Annotated in this window: 13 protein-coding genes; 4 read left to right on the top strand and 9 right to left on the bottom strand. The window is 36.5% G+C overall.

Annotated elements, in window-relative coordinates:
* Positions 1-91: 91 nt before the first annotated feature.
* Positions 92-724 (bottom strand): YhcN/YlaJ family sporulation lipoprotein, encoded by a 633-nt coding sequence (locus ACSKT4_RS04380; RefSeq protein WP_186869279.1) that lies wholly within the window; start codon positions 722-724, stop codon positions 92-94.
* A 160-nt stretch (positions 725-884) separates the two neighbouring features.
* Between ACSKT4_RS04380 and ACSKT4_RS04375 the strand changes: the two genes are divergently transcribed.
* Entirely contained in the window at positions 885-1,121 is a 237-nt protein-coding gene (locus tag ACSKT4_RS04375; protein WP_186869278.1) for a YhdB family protein, read from the top strand.
* Between the two features lie 131 nt (positions 1,122-1,252).
* Here ACSKT4_RS04375 and ACSKT4_RS04370 read toward each other — a convergent pair whose 3' ends face one another.
* The 5 genes from ACSKT4_RS04370 to ACSKT4_RS04350 form a co-directional block, all read right to left on the bottom strand.
* Positions 1,253-2,422, bottom strand: coding sequence for an anti-sigma-I factor RsgI family protein (locus tag ACSKT4_RS04370; protein ID WP_186869277.1), 1,170 nt, complete (start codon positions 2,420-2,422; stop codon positions 1,253-1,255).
* Positions 2,419-3,147, bottom strand: a complete 729-nt coding sequence (gene sigI, locus ACSKT4_RS04365) for an RNA polymerase sigma-I factor (protein WP_255488095.1) — start codon at positions 3,145-3,147, stop codon at positions 2,419-2,421. Before sigI ends, ACSKT4_RS04370 begins: the two co-directional genes overlap by 4 nt.
* Before the next feature lie 347 nt (positions 3,148-3,494).
* Complete coding sequence (locus ACSKT4_RS04360) at positions 3,495-4,328, bottom strand: S1C family serine protease (RefSeq protein WP_186869276.1); 834 nt, start codon at positions 4,326-4,328, stop codon at positions 3,495-3,497.
* Positions 4,329-4,357: 29 nt separating this feature from the next.
* Positions 4,358-6,388 (bottom strand): ABC transporter ATP-binding protein, encoded by a 2,031-nt coding sequence (locus tag ACSKT4_RS04355; protein WP_465822878.1) that lies wholly within the window; start codon positions 6,386-6,388, stop codon positions 4,358-4,360.
* On the bottom strand, positions 6,388-8,139 hold the full coding sequence (locus ACSKT4_RS04350) for an ABC transporter ATP-binding protein (protein ID WP_186869274.1): 1,752 nt from the start codon (positions 8,137-8,139) through the stop codon (positions 6,388-6,390). The genes ACSKT4_RS04355 and ACSKT4_RS04350 overlap by 1 nt, the downstream gene beginning before the upstream one ends.
* 512 nt (positions 8,140-8,651) lie before the next feature.
* Between ACSKT4_RS04350 and ACSKT4_RS04345 the strand changes: the two genes are divergently transcribed.
* Genes ACSKT4_RS04345 through ACSKT4_RS04335 form a run of 3 tightly spaced genes read left to right on the top strand, consistent with a single transcriptional unit; the run spans position 8,652 to position 12,413 of the window.
* Entirely contained in the window at positions 8,652-10,154 is a 1,503-nt protein-coding gene (locus ACSKT4_RS04345) for a spore germination protein (protein ID WP_186869273.1), read from the top strand.
* Between the two features lie 7 nt (positions 10,155-10,161).
* A complete protein-coding gene (locus ACSKT4_RS04340) occupies positions 10,162-11,277 on the top strand; it encodes a GerAB/ArcD/ProY family transporter (protein WP_186869272.1) in 1,116 nt (371 codons plus the stop codon).
* Positions 11,274-12,413, top strand: coding sequence for a Ger(x)C family spore germination protein (locus ACSKT4_RS04335; RefSeq protein ID WP_186869271.1), 1,140 nt, complete (start codon positions 11,274-11,276; stop codon positions 12,411-12,413). Before ACSKT4_RS04340 ends, ACSKT4_RS04335 begins: the two co-directional genes overlap by 4 nt.
* 57 nt (positions 12,414-12,470) lie before the next feature.
* On the opposite strand, the gene ACSKT4_RS04330 is transcribed toward ACSKT4_RS04335, so the two are convergent.
* The 3 genes from ACSKT4_RS04330 to ACSKT4_RS04320 form a co-directional block, all read right to left on the bottom strand.
* The gene (locus ACSKT4_RS04330; protein ID WP_186869270.1) at positions 12,471-13,679 is read right to left on the bottom strand and encodes a quaternary amine ABC transporter ATP-binding protein; all 1,209 of its coding nucleotides are present in this window, start codon (positions 13,677-13,679) and stop codon (positions 12,471-12,473) included.
* Complete coding sequence (locus ACSKT4_RS04325; RefSeq protein WP_186869269.1) at positions 13,679-14,530, bottom strand: ABC transporter permease; 852 nt, start codon at positions 14,528-14,530, stop codon at positions 13,679-13,681. The genes ACSKT4_RS04330 and ACSKT4_RS04325 overlap by 1 nt, the downstream gene beginning before the upstream one ends.
* Before the next feature lie 90 nt (positions 14,531-14,620).
* Positions 14,621-15,613, bottom strand: coding sequence for an ABC transporter substrate-binding protein (locus tag ACSKT4_RS04320; protein WP_186869268.1), 993 nt, complete (start codon positions 15,611-15,613; stop codon positions 14,621-14,623).
* Positions 15,614-16,107: the final 494 nt, after the last annotated feature.

Below are 16,107 nucleotides of genomic sequence, written 5' to 3'. Positions count from 1 at the left end.
AAGAAAAGAGATTAGTGCAAAAACTTAGGCTATTATGTATAAAATAATCCAGAAATGGAAAAAAGTGCCTATGTAGGCACCTTTTTCGACATTATCTATTTTGTGGGAAAACTCGTTCAATCATATTACCAATTTCTTCAAAGAATCCTTCAATTGGTCTTCCCTCATCGACATCACGTGCATAATTATCAGCTAAATCCATAAAATCTGGGTTAGTGGACACATATACATTGTCAATATTATTATCCACTGATTTTACGATGGATGAAATTTTTTCTTTAACCTCATCGGTTAATTCTCCATCCTTGTGATTTAAATTATTACCATTCTGATGTGTGTCTAGTTCAGCCGCAACATAGGCATTATTGTCTGTGGTCAGAACATAGGCATTATCAATAACATTGATTCGTTGAACGATTAAATCCGCCGCTTCTTCAGCTACATCATACCGATTTGCATTGGTTTGTTCATTGGTATTATTTATATTACGCGTATTATTGTTTCCTGGATTATTTATATTTCGGAATCGATTTGGTTCCTCCAAGTCACGTTGCATCGTATAGTTTCGATTATCACGCGTACCAATGCCATCTGGATGATTTTGATATCTTACGGGTTCGATATTATTATTATCTGTTCCACGCTGGCCTTCTTCATTATCTGCTGCACAACCAGAAACGATAAATAAAGCTGCTGCAGCGACAGTAATAAGTTGCTTTTTCATTTTATCCCTCCCCTTTTCGTTTTTAGTATGTATCAGTCTAAACTGTTTATGCTAAAGAACCCTGACCTTAAATTGGAAACCACACCAAATAGTCTCTCGGAAATATATATATAATATGGGGAAGCTATAATTACCCTTGGAGTTTTAAGGAGGGGAATTCATGGATATTCCAGACTACGACAAGGCGTTGTACTACACATTATGGGGACAGTGGGATGATCTTCTCGTTCTAATGGTCCGCACAAAAGACGATTTGCTATCTAAGAAAATACAGAATTTCTTGCATGCTTATCACTATTCCTTAGATGAACAAAAAATTATCGATTCACACGACAACCTTCTTTACTATATAGACCACGCAATGAAATACACACCCGAAACCGCCTTAAAAATGTAGATAAAAAAACGCATTTGCTGTTCTGTTAAGCAAATGCGTTTTTTCTTATGATGACAGGAAAACATATTATGTATCTCGATGAAACCTTCATAAAAAAATATCGATAAATCCGTTATTCCCAACCTGTATCATCACTTGTTGGAATTATCTTTGTGGTTATGACCATGTTTTTTCCCATTGTTGTGGTTGCTGTTGTTATGATGGCTACCTGATTTAGGCTCTTTGTCTTTACCACGCTGTTTCCCCTTGTCTTTACCATTTCCTTTACCGTGGTCTTTTTCTTGGTGCTTATCGTTTCTCTTGTCCTTCCCCTTGGCGCCTTGCTTGTTTTCATTTTTCTTGCCTTTTCCATTCATGCCGGGATGTTTTTCTTTATTATTTCCGTTGATTTCCTTTGATTTTTTGCTCTTTTTAGGATGATTTTCTTTATGCTTATTCTTTTTTTGCTCATTACTATTTCTGTTCTTTTCTAATGAATTACTTTTCGAGTTGTTTAGCTCTAATTCTTCTTTATTAGCATTGTTATTATCATCTTGTATAACCTGATTTGAATCTTTCTCGTTTGTCACGTCAGCTTTAGCGTTTTTATTAAGGTAAAATGATTGCAATACTTGACTATCCTCTTCTGTGACAATAGATTGTAACTCTTCATCAGGTTCTTCGGTAACCTTTTTAGCTAATGCTTCATTCATCGATTGATTATTTTCTTCTGCTACAACTCTAACATCTTCGGGAATCTTAACAGTCACCACTTCCCAATCAGTCGTTTCAAAGCGCTCATCAATCCTATCAATAATCGGTTCTGTTTCTGTTTCCTTTATGTAATGAACACCAATCAGAACATTTTTAGCTGAATTCACAAAACCTTTTTCTTCACTTATCATCACAATATTAGCAATAACGTCATCGATCTCTTTTCCGGTTAAATCACCAAGCTCATGGATAATTAATTCTGCCTCTTCATTGAAGGGACTTACATTGGTGATCTCCAAGCTGCTATTCACTTCTAGTTCCATACTTGGGTTAATATCAATATCCACATATGCATATGCTTCATCCCCATTTACTACCATATACAGTGGAATTAACATAATTAAACATATACATGCGATAGCAATAACACGCACAGTGAAAAACTTTTCCCTTAATCTAGAAAAGTTTTCATTTTTCGTAAAAGGCTCATAGGCAACTTCAAAACCAATTTCGGCTCCTTTAACCGGATAAGCTTTTTCAAATAAACCATCGTGTGTCATTACAATGGTATATTTCTGATGCTGCTCCATGACTATTCCTTTTTTCACTGGCCCACCCCTTTCAAATAGTCATTAAGAAACACATAATCCTCTCCAAGAATAATAAAAATGGCTAAAATGAATTTCCGATTACGCTCTAACGTTTTTTTACTCACATCAACTTTCTTAGCCAATTCTTTTATCGGGAGTTTTTTCTTTTTTTCGACATATTCACTTAACATTTTATCATCTCGTATCATTCTTGCAATACGAACTGCACTATCTCGTGCATCACGATGCTTTGGTGAAACTTCGACAAGATCTTGAAGTGATAGCTTATACATGGCCAGTTTGTTCTGAAATTCAAGAATCTCTTGTCTACGATACCATGCTTCTTGTTCTAGTTGATACTTGCTCTTAACTGCTTCTACTTCGGTTGGATTCTCCATTTTCTCTTCATCATAACTTTCGTCAAACGATATGGTTACAGGATATTTATTTTGATAACGAATATAATCAATTACTTTGCGTTTGACGATTAAGCTACTAAAGGTTAAAAAAGAGCTCCCACGATCTGGTGAATACATACGTATTGCTTCATTAAATGCTGACAAGCCAATACTAAACTCATCATCTCGCTCTGGATCAATGTATCGTTTACAAACTTCGGATACTGTTTTAGCAATAAAGGGTTGGTATGTCTTTAATAAGAAATTATGTGCGGCTTCATCACCTTTTTGTGCTTGATCAATTAGTTCTTCTATTGGGATGTCTTTTAACATTTCTCGTGTCAAAGTAGACCACCCCTAGCATTCATATATTTCGATTCTGCTACAATTTTTTTGGGTGTGTCGAATAGCTTATTTATTATTATATATTGTTTTATATTTAAACAGGTCATTTTTAACCCACCATACTTTACTAATTTTCCATTTCAAGAATATGACTATCTTACAGTACAAGTATTACAGGGAGTGTCACAAGAGGATTACATTTTGTTTAAAAATAGGTAACTTTCCCTATAAAAAAAGAAGAGACGAATATCTCTTTCTTTTTATCGGTAGCTTTATCGAATTGTGGAAGCGTTTTAGATAATATTATGAAACGCGAAAAAGAAACTACATTATTACTTCGTCTAGGTCTAATAGGGTAAGTGAAGGTTCACTCCTTCTGAATAATAATAGTCAATAGGTACGAAGAGCCCTACCTTTCCGTGTTCTGTATGATTTAAGGTTGCAAATACAACCCCAATTACTTGGCCTCTTTCATTTATGATAGGACTTCCGCTGTTTCCACGATATACTGGTGCATCTATCATGAGAACTGGTAGATTCCAACTAGTTAATTGTGTATATCCGATTATCGTTCCTTGATTAGCTATTCCATTGAAAGCAAGTGGGTTTCCTATGAAACTTATTTTTTCATTTTCTTCAAAAACGGTTTGCTCTGCTAGCTCTAGGTACGGTAACTTCTCTTCACTTTCTGTTTTAAGTAACGCTAAATCCACATCTGGATAGGTTTCTAATACATCTGCATTATATAAGCCTAAATTAGGAAAAGCGACTGATACGTGCTTCTCATCATCCACTACATGGGCATTAGTTAAAATATACCCATCTTGATTGATAGCAAATCCAGTCCCTTTACTATCCTGTGTTTCCACTACGACTACAGCTTCTTTGTACGCTTTTATCTCATCATCAGCCGATAATTTCGCCGAAGTAATTAAAAAATCAATTGCTGGAATCGAAAAAGTCTTTGGAAAAAATGCTACAACATTAATTAGCATTGCAATAGCAATAAGCCAAAACGTCCATTTAGGAAACGGAAGCTTTGGCTTTTTATCTTCCATAGTAGATTTGATGAGTGCTTCTTTACGAGCTTCCTCAACAATTTCTAGTAGCTCTTCCTCATCAAATTCCTCATATAAATCTTCGTCAATAATGTCAGGCTTTTGGTCATTATTACGTTCCATCACACTCACCCCACATTTGTCCTTCCGTACTATACAGCTCGTTGTGATATCCCTTGCTGCATCTTGTACATTTGGTAGTATGTTCCTTTTTCAGCGATTAACTGTTCATGGTTACCTTCTTCTATAATTTTACCATGTTCTAGGACAAAAATGTTATCCGCTTGTTGAATCGTTGATAATCGGTGGGCGATTACTAAAGTAGTTCTTCCTTTTTTCAAAACTTCTAGTGCATGTTGAATGACATTTTCCGTCTCCGTATCAATATTAGCTGTTGCCTCATCCAATATTAAAATAGCCGGATCAAATGCAAGTGCACGTGCAAAGGAAATAAGCTGTCTCTCACCTAAGGAATACGTGCTTCCTCCTTCTGTCACTCGCTCATCATATTTTTTCGGTAGCTTCTCGATAAAACGGTCTGCACCTACTGTTTTTAATGCTTCAATTGCCCGTTCTCTACTAATCTTCGGATCGTTCATCGTAACATTGGATATAATCGTTCCGGAAAATAGAAATGGATCTTGTAATACTATCCCCATATGACTTCTAACCTGTTGTCTGGACCAATTACTTGTATCATGGCCATCAATCGTAATTATTCCTTTTTGCGGATCATAAAATCGGAATAATAGGTTCATAATCGAACTCTTTCCAGATCCTGTATGACCAACAAAGGCAACGGTTTCTCCATCCTTTATGGAAAGGGATAAGTCTTTTAATACATATTCTTCCTTCTCATAAGCAAAGGAGACGTTGTCGAATTTGATATTCCCCTTATAACGTGGAATCTCCTTCTGATTTACTTCTTCTCCATCTAAATCTAATAATTCAAATACACGACCACCTGCGACCCTTGCTTGCTCTAATAATGGTAGCTGGTTCACAATATCATTTACCGGTTCAAATAATCTCGTTAATAAATCCACGATAGCATAGAGCATACCTATCGAGATTATCGTCTCCAAATTTAATGAGCCGGTGCCAAAATACCAAATAAATGCTACAAAAGCAATATTTCGAAAGACTGTTACAAGGTTATAGGACGTAAGTGCACTTAGCTTCAATAGCTTTCGCTGATACTTAAAGTGTCTCGTATTTAATTCTTCGAATTCTTTCTTTGTCTGTTTCTCTCTTCGGAATGCTTGAATAATGGTCATCCCTTGAATGGCTTCATTAATCTTACCGTTTATCTCACTTATCGTGGACCGGATTACTTTATTATATTTCGTTCCAAAGAATTTATAGAATCGCATCCATACTAGTAGTAATGGAATCAAGAGCAAGAACCACACTGCAAGCTTCGTATTTAAAATAAATAATGCAACAAAGATTCCAGCCATATAGATAGCACTCGTAACAATAATACTTAAGACACGTTCATAAAGATCACGGATTGCCTCTGTGTCATTTGTCACACGTGCCACAATCTTCCCTGCTGGTTGATTGACATAGTAATTAATTGGAATTCGTTGCGTATGCTCAAAAATATCATTACGCATCTTTTTAACAATCTGATTCGAAGCTTGTTGTAATAAAAATGTTTTATAAAACTGAAAAATACCAGCAATAAGTAGCAACCCAATGTATAAAGCTAATAACCATAAAATCGGTCGTTGTTCTGGTTGGAAAAAGCTATAAATGTCACTTACAGAGATTTTTTGCCCTGTAAAGGTTGTTACTTCTTCTTGTGACTTCACAGAAATTGTATTATCCTCTACTGTTCGCTCCCCAAGTATTGGAACTTCTCCTTCCACAAGGTAGTATTCCTTACCAATTTGCAGTAGGGAGTTGGTACTAATTATTTCATCCTCTTCATTCATACGATCTGCTCTCTTATAATACCGTTTATTGAATTCGACCGTATTTCGGTCATTGTCACCGCTTATTTCATACCATGTACCTTCTATACCGACAATGTGATCATCAATAATTGTCTTGGCAATTAAAGGTCCAGCTAACTCAAGAGCCGTTGCAATGATTAAAAATAAAATACCGATGATGATTTTCTTTTTAAATTGTAGTGCATATTGAAATAGTCTTTTCTCAGTCGATTTCTTTCGCATTAGGAGATCGCCTCCTTATCATCTTCAAGCTGCTGTTGTTCATACTGTTCCTTATACCATCCATCATTTTGGATTAATTCTTCATGTGTACCCTCTTCGGCAATAATTCCATCTTCTAACACAATAATATGGTCAGCATGTGTAACAGCGGATAACCGATGCGCAGCAATAAAGGTTGTTTTGTTTTTTCTTTCTTCTCGTAAATGCGCAATAATCTTTGATTCTGTTTTTCCATCTACAGCAGATAACGAATCATCTAGTATTAAAATTTCTGGATCCTTAATAAAGGCCCTCGCTAAGGCTACACGTTGTTTCTGACCACCGGAAAGGGTTACGCCACTTTCTCCTACTTTCGTATCCAAGCCTTGTGGCAACTGCTTTATATCTTCAACAAAATGAGCTAGCTCCATAACGCGATAGATTTCTTCATCTGACGCATCACTTTTACCAAATTGAATATTTTCTCTAACACTTTTAGAGAACATCACTTGATCTTGTGGAACATATCCAATCCAAGAACGAATTTGATCCAAGCTCATCCGCTCTAAATCAACTCCGGATACTTTGATTTCACCAACTACTCCTGGATATTGACGGAGCATTAGCTTAAATAATGTCGTTTTACCGGAACCAGTTTTCCCTACTACTCCTATAGTCTGCCCCTTCGTAATGGAGAGGTTTATATTCTCTAATTGATTTCGCTTTGTTCCCGGATAGGAGAAGGAAACATTGGCAAATTCTATTGTCTCTACTTCTGTTACCGACATTGGCTTCTCTGGGTCCTTTACATCGGCTTCATAGCCAATTGTTTCATTAACACGGTCCAAGGATGCATTACCACGCTGTAAAACATTGATTAATTCTCCTACAGCAAACATTGGCCAAATCAACATTCCTAAGTAAACATTAAAGGAAACTAAATCCCCTAAGGAAATCACATTTTGAAATACAAGTACTGTCCCATATCCGAGACCAATTGTATAAGATAAGCCAACTAGAATTTTCATCGTTGGTTCAAACATGGCATCAATTTTTGCAACTGCAATATTCTTTTGATACACATCCTCTGTCATGGCCTCAAAACGGTCCTTATCCTGCTTCTCCTGAACAAAGGCACGGATTACCCGAACACCACGAATAGATTCCAATACCTCATTATTCATATTTCCAAATGCAGCCTGTGCCTCAGTAAAACGAGCATGGATCGCTGCACCGTATTTATTCATAATAATAGCCATTATTGGAAGTGGAATTAAGGCAGCAAGTGTTAACTTCCAGCTTATCGAAAACCCCATCATCGCAATGAGCATAAACATAAAGGTCGTCGAGTCTACTAAGGTTAAGACTCCAAATCCAGCAGTTTGGGCAATGGCTTTTAAATCATTGGTACTTCTTGCCATCAAGTCACCTGTTTTGTATTTCCCGTAAAATGTTGGTGTCATGCGAAGAAAATGATTAATTAACTTTGAACGAGTCCATCTTTCCAAAATCACCGCCCCACTGAATAACGTATAATCCCAAATAAAGGAAACACTATAGTGGACTACGATTAATACCAGGTAACCGACAACTATTATCGTAAGTAGCTGGGAAGTTAATGTCTGAAATTGAATATGATCTATCGCATATCCAAGAAGTCTAGGCGGGATTAGTCCGATTGCACTAGCGATAATCAATGTAATAATGGCAAACGTATACCGCTTCCAATAATGCTTAAAAAACCAATCTAACTTTTTAAAAACCTGAAACATTACGTATCACCTTCTTTATCTCTTTCGTTGCTATTTTTGAATTGCTTTTAGCTGCTTTACATATTCAACCATTAAAAAATGCATGCGCCAATGACGCATGCATGTAAACGAACAGAATAGCTCTCACTAATCCCTTATATTACAAAAAGGCCACAGCACATGGGTGACCTTTTACAAAACGGAATATATTCTACCTTAAATCGAATCAAATTTCGTTCTTGTAAGAGGTCATATAATTATTCAATTGTAAAGCAACGTTGTTTACGATAATGATGTTTTTCATTTTGATGACCTCCTTTTCTTAATTTTGAATACTTTTTTAGTATAAATTGGTAATAATGAATAGTCAACATTTTTTTAAGATAAATTGTTTTCAAATATATTGACCTATACTCATACTAACAAACTTTTGTGCATTCTTTTCACCTTACCCTTTTCTTTTCCAGGTAACTCATAATTTTTTCAATAACCTACATACTAAACTCTAACCAGTAATTTTAATGGAGGTTCCTATGTGGAAAAGAAATAAAGAAAATAAGGATACTATTTTCCCGGTTACAATTGATAAGCTAGAAAAATTGTTAGTAGATAAATTCAACAACAATCCCGATTTAAAGTTCTCAAAATACAATATAAACGATAAAAAAGTAGCTGTCTTTTTCATTGACTATCAAGTAGAGATTGATAAAATACAGCAATCCCTACTTCAGCCTCTACTTAATATGGATAAGAAAATAACCAATAGTACGCTACTTTATGAACTACCATTAAATTCTGGTTCTACCTCGCACACCTTACAGGATGTCTTAGAAAAATTAGTCATTGGCGAGGTATTTATCTATATAGAACTTGAATCTGAGATTGTCAGCTTTTCAATGATTTTAAAGGAAAATCGTAATGTCGAAAAAGCGGAAACAGAATCATTAGTACTTGGTCCAAAAATTTCCTTTACGGAATCACTTTCCAAAAACATGAATATTGTACGGTCTCGAATTATTTCAACAGATTTAGTATTTGAAGAAGTGAAGATTGGGCACTTATCTCCACGTGATGTTCGATTAGTTTATTTAAAATCCATTGCAAATGAAGACGACGTCAATACAATGCGCCAACGACTTAATGAATTAGATGTAGATGAGATTGAAGATACAATTGTATTAAAACAATTTATGGAGGATTCACAGACGAACCTTTTCCCGCAATTTGTTGAGACGGAATTACCTGACCGTTTTACTTACAATATTACAAGAGGAAAAATCGGTGTCTTAGTTGAAAATAGCCCAACAGCATTTATTGCACCGGCTACTCTTTTTTCCTTTTTGGAATCGACAGAGGATCTGTATATGCGTTGGCAAGCAGGGTCCTTTCTACGGATTATGCGATTTATGGCGATGATTTTCTCTGTGTTGATTACACCAACCTATGTGGCCGCAGTGACATACCAATATGCTATTATACCAACGCAATTACTTATATCAATTGGGCAATCTAGGGCTGCCGTACCGTTTCCTCCAATATTTGAGGCCTTACTTCTGGAATTTTTACTAGAATTACTACGAGAAGCCGGTGCCAGACTACCAACAAAGGTTGGTCAGACAATGGGTATTGTAGGTGGTATCGTTATAGGTCAAGCAGCAGTAGAAGCCGGTTTAACCAGTAATATCCTCATCATCGTTGTGGCAATGAGTGCATTATCATCCTTTACAACACCTAGTTATTTATTTGGTACAACAGTTCGAATCATTCGTTTTCCATTAATTGTACTTGCTGGAATATTAGGCTTATTAGGTATTGCATTCGGGCTATGTTGGCTCATTATCCATATGCTACGACTAACATCCCTTGGCCGTCCATATTTAGCACCGCTTTATCCATTACAAATTAAAGATTTTAACAAAGTGTTCTTTAGAGCACCCTTTAACTATTCCAGTCGGAGAGCTAAAACCTATCGCCCCAAATCTATTATTCGTTTTAACAAAAAAGATGCCAAGCAGAAACGTGATATCGATGAGTAGGTGACATATGGAAATCAATCTGAATGTTAAGACCAATTTACAAATACGGGCATTTTACCTATTTTTTATCATCGCCGGATTACAGCTCGGTGTTGGCATAATAGGTGCTCCGCGCTTTATCTACCTGGAGGCAGAACGTGATTCATGGTTAGCTATACTGATTGCATTTCTGTTTACTTGTCTAGTGGTTGCTGCTATGTTTACTATTCTCAATCAATATGAAAATGCCGATTATTTTGGAATACATGTAGATGTGTTTGGAAAATGGCTTGGAAGAATATTAGGAACACTATTCATTTTATATATATGCATAAGCTTTCTTTCGATCCTAATGACCTACATTCAAGTTATTCAAATCTTTTTATACCATGCTCTTCCCAATTGGGTACTAACCGTTCTTATTATGATTCTTGTTGTTTATGCTGTATTTGGGGGAGTTAGAGTTGTAGTTGGGGTAACCTTTATACTCTTTATCATAACCTTTTGGTTAATTGTTACACTCTATGACCCGTTTATACGAATGAATTGGTATAACTTCTTACCATTGTTCCAATCTTCTTTTCCTGAGCTATTAAAAGGTGCTAAGGCTACCGCTTATACGTTATCAGGATTTGAGATTCTAATGGTTATTTATCCTTTTGTCAAAAACAAAAACAAAGCCAAACTACCGACATTTCTCGGTCTTACGTACACTGCAATCGTTCTTATTCTCGTTACCATGATATCGATCGGTTACTTTAGTCCAACAGGGCTAAAGAATATTAATTGGGCTATACTACTATTAGTGAAAAGTACATCGTATACGTTCCTCGAACGTCTAGACTATATTGTAGTAGTAGGATGGTTACTGGTCATTATTCCAAATCTCGTCTTATTAATGTGGGCAATTGCACACGGAATGAAAAGAATGTATTCTATTTCTCAGAAAAAAACCCATTGGGTCGTGACAATCTTGATTTTAATCATCGTGAATTACTTTCGATTTGATTACCAAATTACCGCCTTAACCGATTGGGTAGCCAAGTTAAGCTTTTGGGTCGTATATATATATCCGTTTATTTTGTTACCTTTAGTCTTGTTGAAGAAGAAATGGAAAAACAAAAAAGGCAGTGGTTCATCATGAAACGTTTACGTATCTTACTATTGCTCGGTATCGTTCCTATATTAAGTAGCTGTCTTGAAACAGCGCAATTAGAAGATCTTGGCGTGATTACCGCTCGTGGTGTTGATCGTATAGAAAATCAAGAAATTGAAATGAATATGGCTATATTACAATTTCAAACCAATTTTACTCATCCTACTACCGTCGTTAAAGGAGTATCGGACACCATTAAGGGAGCAAGGGCCGATGCTAACCAGAAGGTAAGTCATTATTTAGTACCTGGGAAAATGCAGCTCGAAATATATGGTAAGGAACTCGCACAATCCGGGATCAATCCTTTCATCGATACGTTAATACGAGATGCAGCGATTCCTGATACATTGTTATTAGCTGTCGCAGAGGAGAAAGCTAGGGATATTTTTCATATCCAAGTTGAAAATATTTCCACTAACCTTGGAGAATTTTTGCATGGATTAATTGAGCCATCAGGTGAATCTCAAATATTTCCTAGTGTAACCCTTCATAAGTTTGCCGTTATTATAAATAATGAGGGTGTAGATCCAATATTACCCATGATGGGTGTTCGTGATGATATCCCGACAATTACTGGCATAGCGCTATTTAAAGACGATAAAATGAAAGGGCAACTCCCTATCGAACTGGAACACCTCTTTACCATTATGGATCGTCCTCAGACTGGAGAATTACTTGAATTAATCATTCCTCGCGAAGCCGTTTCTGAATATCTAATGAATTCTGAGGAAGCGGAGAAGATAGGTGAGATAAGACTCGTGTTCTTAATCGAGCATGGAACTACGAAAAAGGTTCTTACAGACAAAGAAAAGCTTACATTTGATACGAACATAAGGCTTGATGTAAGCTTACAAGAAATCTCCAGCAAATATAATTTAGATGATCCGAAAGCAATTAATAGCTTAGAAAAGGAAGTAGAAAAAGTACTAACAGCCCAATATGAGGATATTCTGGAATATTTAAAAGAAATCAATGCGGATAGTTTCGGATATGGAACCGTTTATCGAATAAATAATAAGGATGGAAAATTAACCGATAAAGAATGGGACGAAAAGTATCCTAAACTTGATGTAACCTTTAATATTAATGTTAATATTATTCGACATGGAACTATAAATAAGTAGGGGTACGAAGAAACCCCTACTCATTTGCATATGACGTTAGTTGCTTACACATAACGATTAGCTATAATACTGTGCACTTTCTGTCACTTCTTCTGAAACTAACCCGGATAACACATGAACCCGTAGAATGAATCCTACTAGTTTAGCTTCCTCATTCTCGACAGCTAATGGATATTTCGATTCCAAGGCTTTCGGGATAAGATCATGAATATATTCATCTTGTTGAACGGTGACATAATCAGCACGTAAAATATCTACTAACGTTTTCTTCTCTTTTTTTGCTTGTATTGCATCATCAATGGTAATGATTCCCTTAACACGACGACCTCTATCAACAACATAGACACTGGAGATACCGTTGTCTTCCATTTCTTTAATTGCTACATTTAGCCCATCCTTTAAGGATACTAATGCATTCGGTTTAATCATAATATGTTCTGCCTGAAAGACTTTAGAACGGTCAATATCTTTAATAAAATCTGAGATATAATTATTTGCCGGGGCTTCAATAATCTCCTCCGGCGTTCCAACCTGTACCACATGACCCTCCTTCATAACCGCTACCCTATCACCTAATTTAAATGCTTCATTTACATCATGAGTGATAAAGATAATGGTCTTTTGCAGTCGCTCTTGGATATCTAATAATTCCAGTTGCATCTCCCTACGAATTAGCGGATCAAGCGCACTAAATGGTTCATCCATGAGTAAAATATCTGGGTCATTTGCCAATGCACGTGCAAGCCCAACACGTTGTTGCATCCCACCTGAAAGCTCATCTGGATACTTATCTTCATACCCCTTCAGGCCTACTATCTCAATATTTTTTAAGGCAATCTGTTTTCGTTCTTCTTTGGATACACCACGTATTTCTAGACCATATTCAACATTAGCCAATATCGTCCGGTGGCTAAATAGACCAAAGTGCTGGAAAACCATTGCAATTTTTTCTTGCCTAATCTTTTTTAAATCTTGCTTATTTGATTTCGTGATATCGATACCATCTATATAAATAGAGCCTGCAGTTGGCTTGTTTAATAGGTTAAAACAACGGATTAGGGTAGATTTTCCGCTACCAGACAAGCCCATAATAACAAATACCTCACCCTTTTTTATGTCTAAAGATGCGTCATAAACGCCTACCGTGTGTCCTGTTTTTTCCAGAATTTCTTCTTTCGTCTTCCCTTCCTCAACTAAGGGTATAACAGACCTCGGCTTTGATCCAAAGATTTTCGATACATGATCTATTTTTATCTTCGTCTCCATTAACTAATCCCCCTTTGGAACTTAGCTGCCACACCATTTGTCACCCGGTCGATAATAATCGCTAGAAATACGATACTAATACCTGCTTCAAATCCTAGTGCTATATCAATACGATTTATCGCAACGAGCACTTGCTCACCTAACCCTTTTGCACCAACCATGGAAGCAATTACTACCATTGCGAGTGCCATCATCGTAGTTTGATTCACTCCAGCCATAATCGTAGGCATTGCTTGTGGGAGCTGTACTTTGCGTAGCATTTGCCCCCTTGAGGAACCAAAGGATTGCGCGGACTCAATGACTTCTTTGTCTACCCCTCGTATCGCAAGCTCTGTTAACCGTATAACTGGTGGTAGTGCATAGATTAGTGTCGCAAATATTGCTGATACATTACCAAGCCCAAAGAAGAAAATAGCTGGAATCAAATAAATAAAACTTGGCATTGTTTGCATGGCGTCTAGAATCGGGCGCATGATATTGGAAAACCCTTTATTAAAGGCCATCCATATTCCTATCGGTATACCAATTAATAAGCAAATGATGACCGCTACGACTATTATTGCTATCGTAGTCATCATATCCTCCCATAACCCGAAGCTTCCAATTAGGAATATAAAGATTGCAAATAGCACCCCTGAGAAAATCGATTTAAAGTACCACCCTAGTAAAAAGATAACGATAATAAAGCTCCACCAAGGCATGGCTACAAGCATATTGTCAATAAAATTAATCGTTCTAGAAGAAATAAAATAAATTAAGTCAAATAAACCTTCTAAGTTTGTAGCTAAGAAACTAACAAACTGATCCACATAATCTCCTATATTCGTACGTATATCTGGAAAGCTCCCCATTAGTAGACTGCATGACGCAGTCCCTTCACCTCACTTATTATTCACTATAAATTAGAAAGCAGCCAACCAACAGGCTAGCTGCTATGGGCTTTACTGTAGTGCATTCTTAACCTTATCTGCTACCTCTTCTGATACCCAGCTAGTCCATATATCTTCATGCTGATTCATCCACCAAACGGCTGTGTCATAAGCATCTGCACCATTCTCATCCATATACACCAACGCTTCTTCTGTAAGTTCACTACTTGTCTCATAGTGACTTAAGAAGTCGTACACTTCTGGCACTTGCTCCTTAAAATCCTTATGAACAGCTACCACAACATCATTCGGAGGGAATTCCGTCGCTTTTGATTCATTCCAAATTGCTTCTTCATATGGTGCTTCCTCTAGTAGTGTTAAGTCATATTTCGCCGTTATTAATGTAGGTTCCCAGTAGTACCCTACCCATGGCTTGCCCGATTCGTAAGCATTAACTAAATCCGCAACTGCAGCAGAGTCAGAACCTGGCATAAAGTTATTCATCGTTTCGTCTAATCCATAAGCCGTAAATTTATCATCAATAGCTTCTGCAACTACCCATCCACTCGGGGCATTAATAATACGACCACGTCCTGGATCTTCTGGGTCTTGAAACACATCAGGGTATTTCTTTAAATCCTCTACTGTGCGTAAATCCGGTGCTATAGGTTCAATACCACGTTCCGCATCTCCTTCGATAACATAGGTAGGAACATACAATCCTTGATTATTATCATTGAAGTTTACCGATACCGTTTCAAAGTCTCCAGCCTCTGTTGCTTCTTCATATAATTCTTTAATATTATCTGTCCATATTTCCATATAGGCATTAATATCACCTTGACGAAGGCCCTGTACTGTTGCTGTCGAAGATCCGGATGTTACTTCTGTATCATAGCCAAAGCCTTCTTCCATAATTATTTGTGCAATACTATTATGAATACGAATACTATCCCACCCTGCATCTGCTAGAACAATCTTATCAAGCTCACCATCTGAACTAGATCCACAAGCAGAAAGGATTATCAATATACTAGCTAAAAATAAAATGCCAATCTTTCTCATTAATATAAGCTCCTTTATCGTTTACTTTTTTTCGAATCCATGATAATCCCACACGAAATAGATAATATAAAATTCCTAATTATCCAAAAATTATAAGTATAATTATTCCGCTCTAATCTAAACCGCTATTTTAAATGAAAGGTGAAAACACTATCCACTTTAGAGGAGAATAATAGAAATGGTGTGGGGGTAATGAAAGAATATACCATGAATACAACAACATCTATTATGTTACTGAAATATTCCTATTCTATCAAACGGCATAAGTATGGAAATTATTGAATTATGTTACATTTTCCAAGCTTAAAGTTATATAAACATATAAAATTAGCTTTATTACCACCGATTCTCTCTATAACTAACGTATACTCCTGTTTTACTTCTCCATCATCTTGTGACAATAGTGGTCATTATACTATGCCAAGTCAGATTCGATCCATCCATCACGTTATCCCCTCAACTGCTTGCATTTTCAAGGTGATAATCATTGCATC

The organism is Ornithinibacillus liuyingii (assembly GCF_055550225.1).
The sequence above is the reverse complement of the archived record's forward strand: the minus strand, read 5'-3'. Positions and strand labels throughout refer to the sequence as shown.

Bases quoted from the DNA above. Each gene is read 5' to 3' on its own strand.
- ACSKT4_RS04380 (WP_186869279.1), bottom strand. From the start codon at position 724: ATGAAAAAGCAACTTATTACTGTCGCTGCAGCAGCTTTATTTATCGTT.
- ACSKT4_RS04375 (WP_186869278.1), top strand. From the start codon at position 885: ATGGATATTCCAGACTACGACAAGGCGTTGTACTACACATTATGGGGA.
- ACSKT4_RS04360 (WP_186869276.1), bottom strand. From the start codon at position 4,328: ATGGAACGTAATAATGACCAAAAGCCTGACATTATTGACGAAGATTTA.
- ACSKT4_RS04355 (WP_465822878.1), bottom strand. From the start codon at position 6,388: ATGCGAAAGAAATCGACTGAGAAAAGACTATTTCAATATGCACTACAA.
- ACSKT4_RS04350 (WP_186869274.1), bottom strand. From the start codon at position 8,139: ATGTTTCAGGTTTTTAAAAAGTTAGATTGGTTTTTTAAGCATTATTGG.
- ACSKT4_RS04345 (WP_186869273.1), top strand. From the start codon at position 8,652: ATGTGGAAAAGAAATAAAGAAAATAAGGATACTATTTTCCCGGTTACA.
- ACSKT4_RS04340 (WP_186869272.1), top strand. From the start codon at position 10,162: ATGGAAATCAATCTGAATGTTAAGACCAATTTACAAATACGGGCATTT.
- ACSKT4_RS04335 (WP_186869271.1), top strand. From the start codon at position 11,274: ATGAAACGTTTACGTATCTTACTATTGCTCGGTATCGTTCCTATATTA.
- ACSKT4_RS04330 (WP_186869270.1), bottom strand. From the start codon at position 13,679: ATGGAGACGAAGATAAAAATAGATCATGTATCGAAAATCTTTGGATCA.
- ACSKT4_RS04325 (WP_186869269.1), bottom strand. From the start codon at position 14,530: ATGGGGAGCTTTCCAGATATACGTACGAATATAGGAGATTATGTGGAT.
- ACSKT4_RS04320 (WP_186869268.1), bottom strand. From the start codon at position 15,613: ATGAGAAAGATTGGCATTTTATTTTTAGCTAGTATATTGATAATCCTT.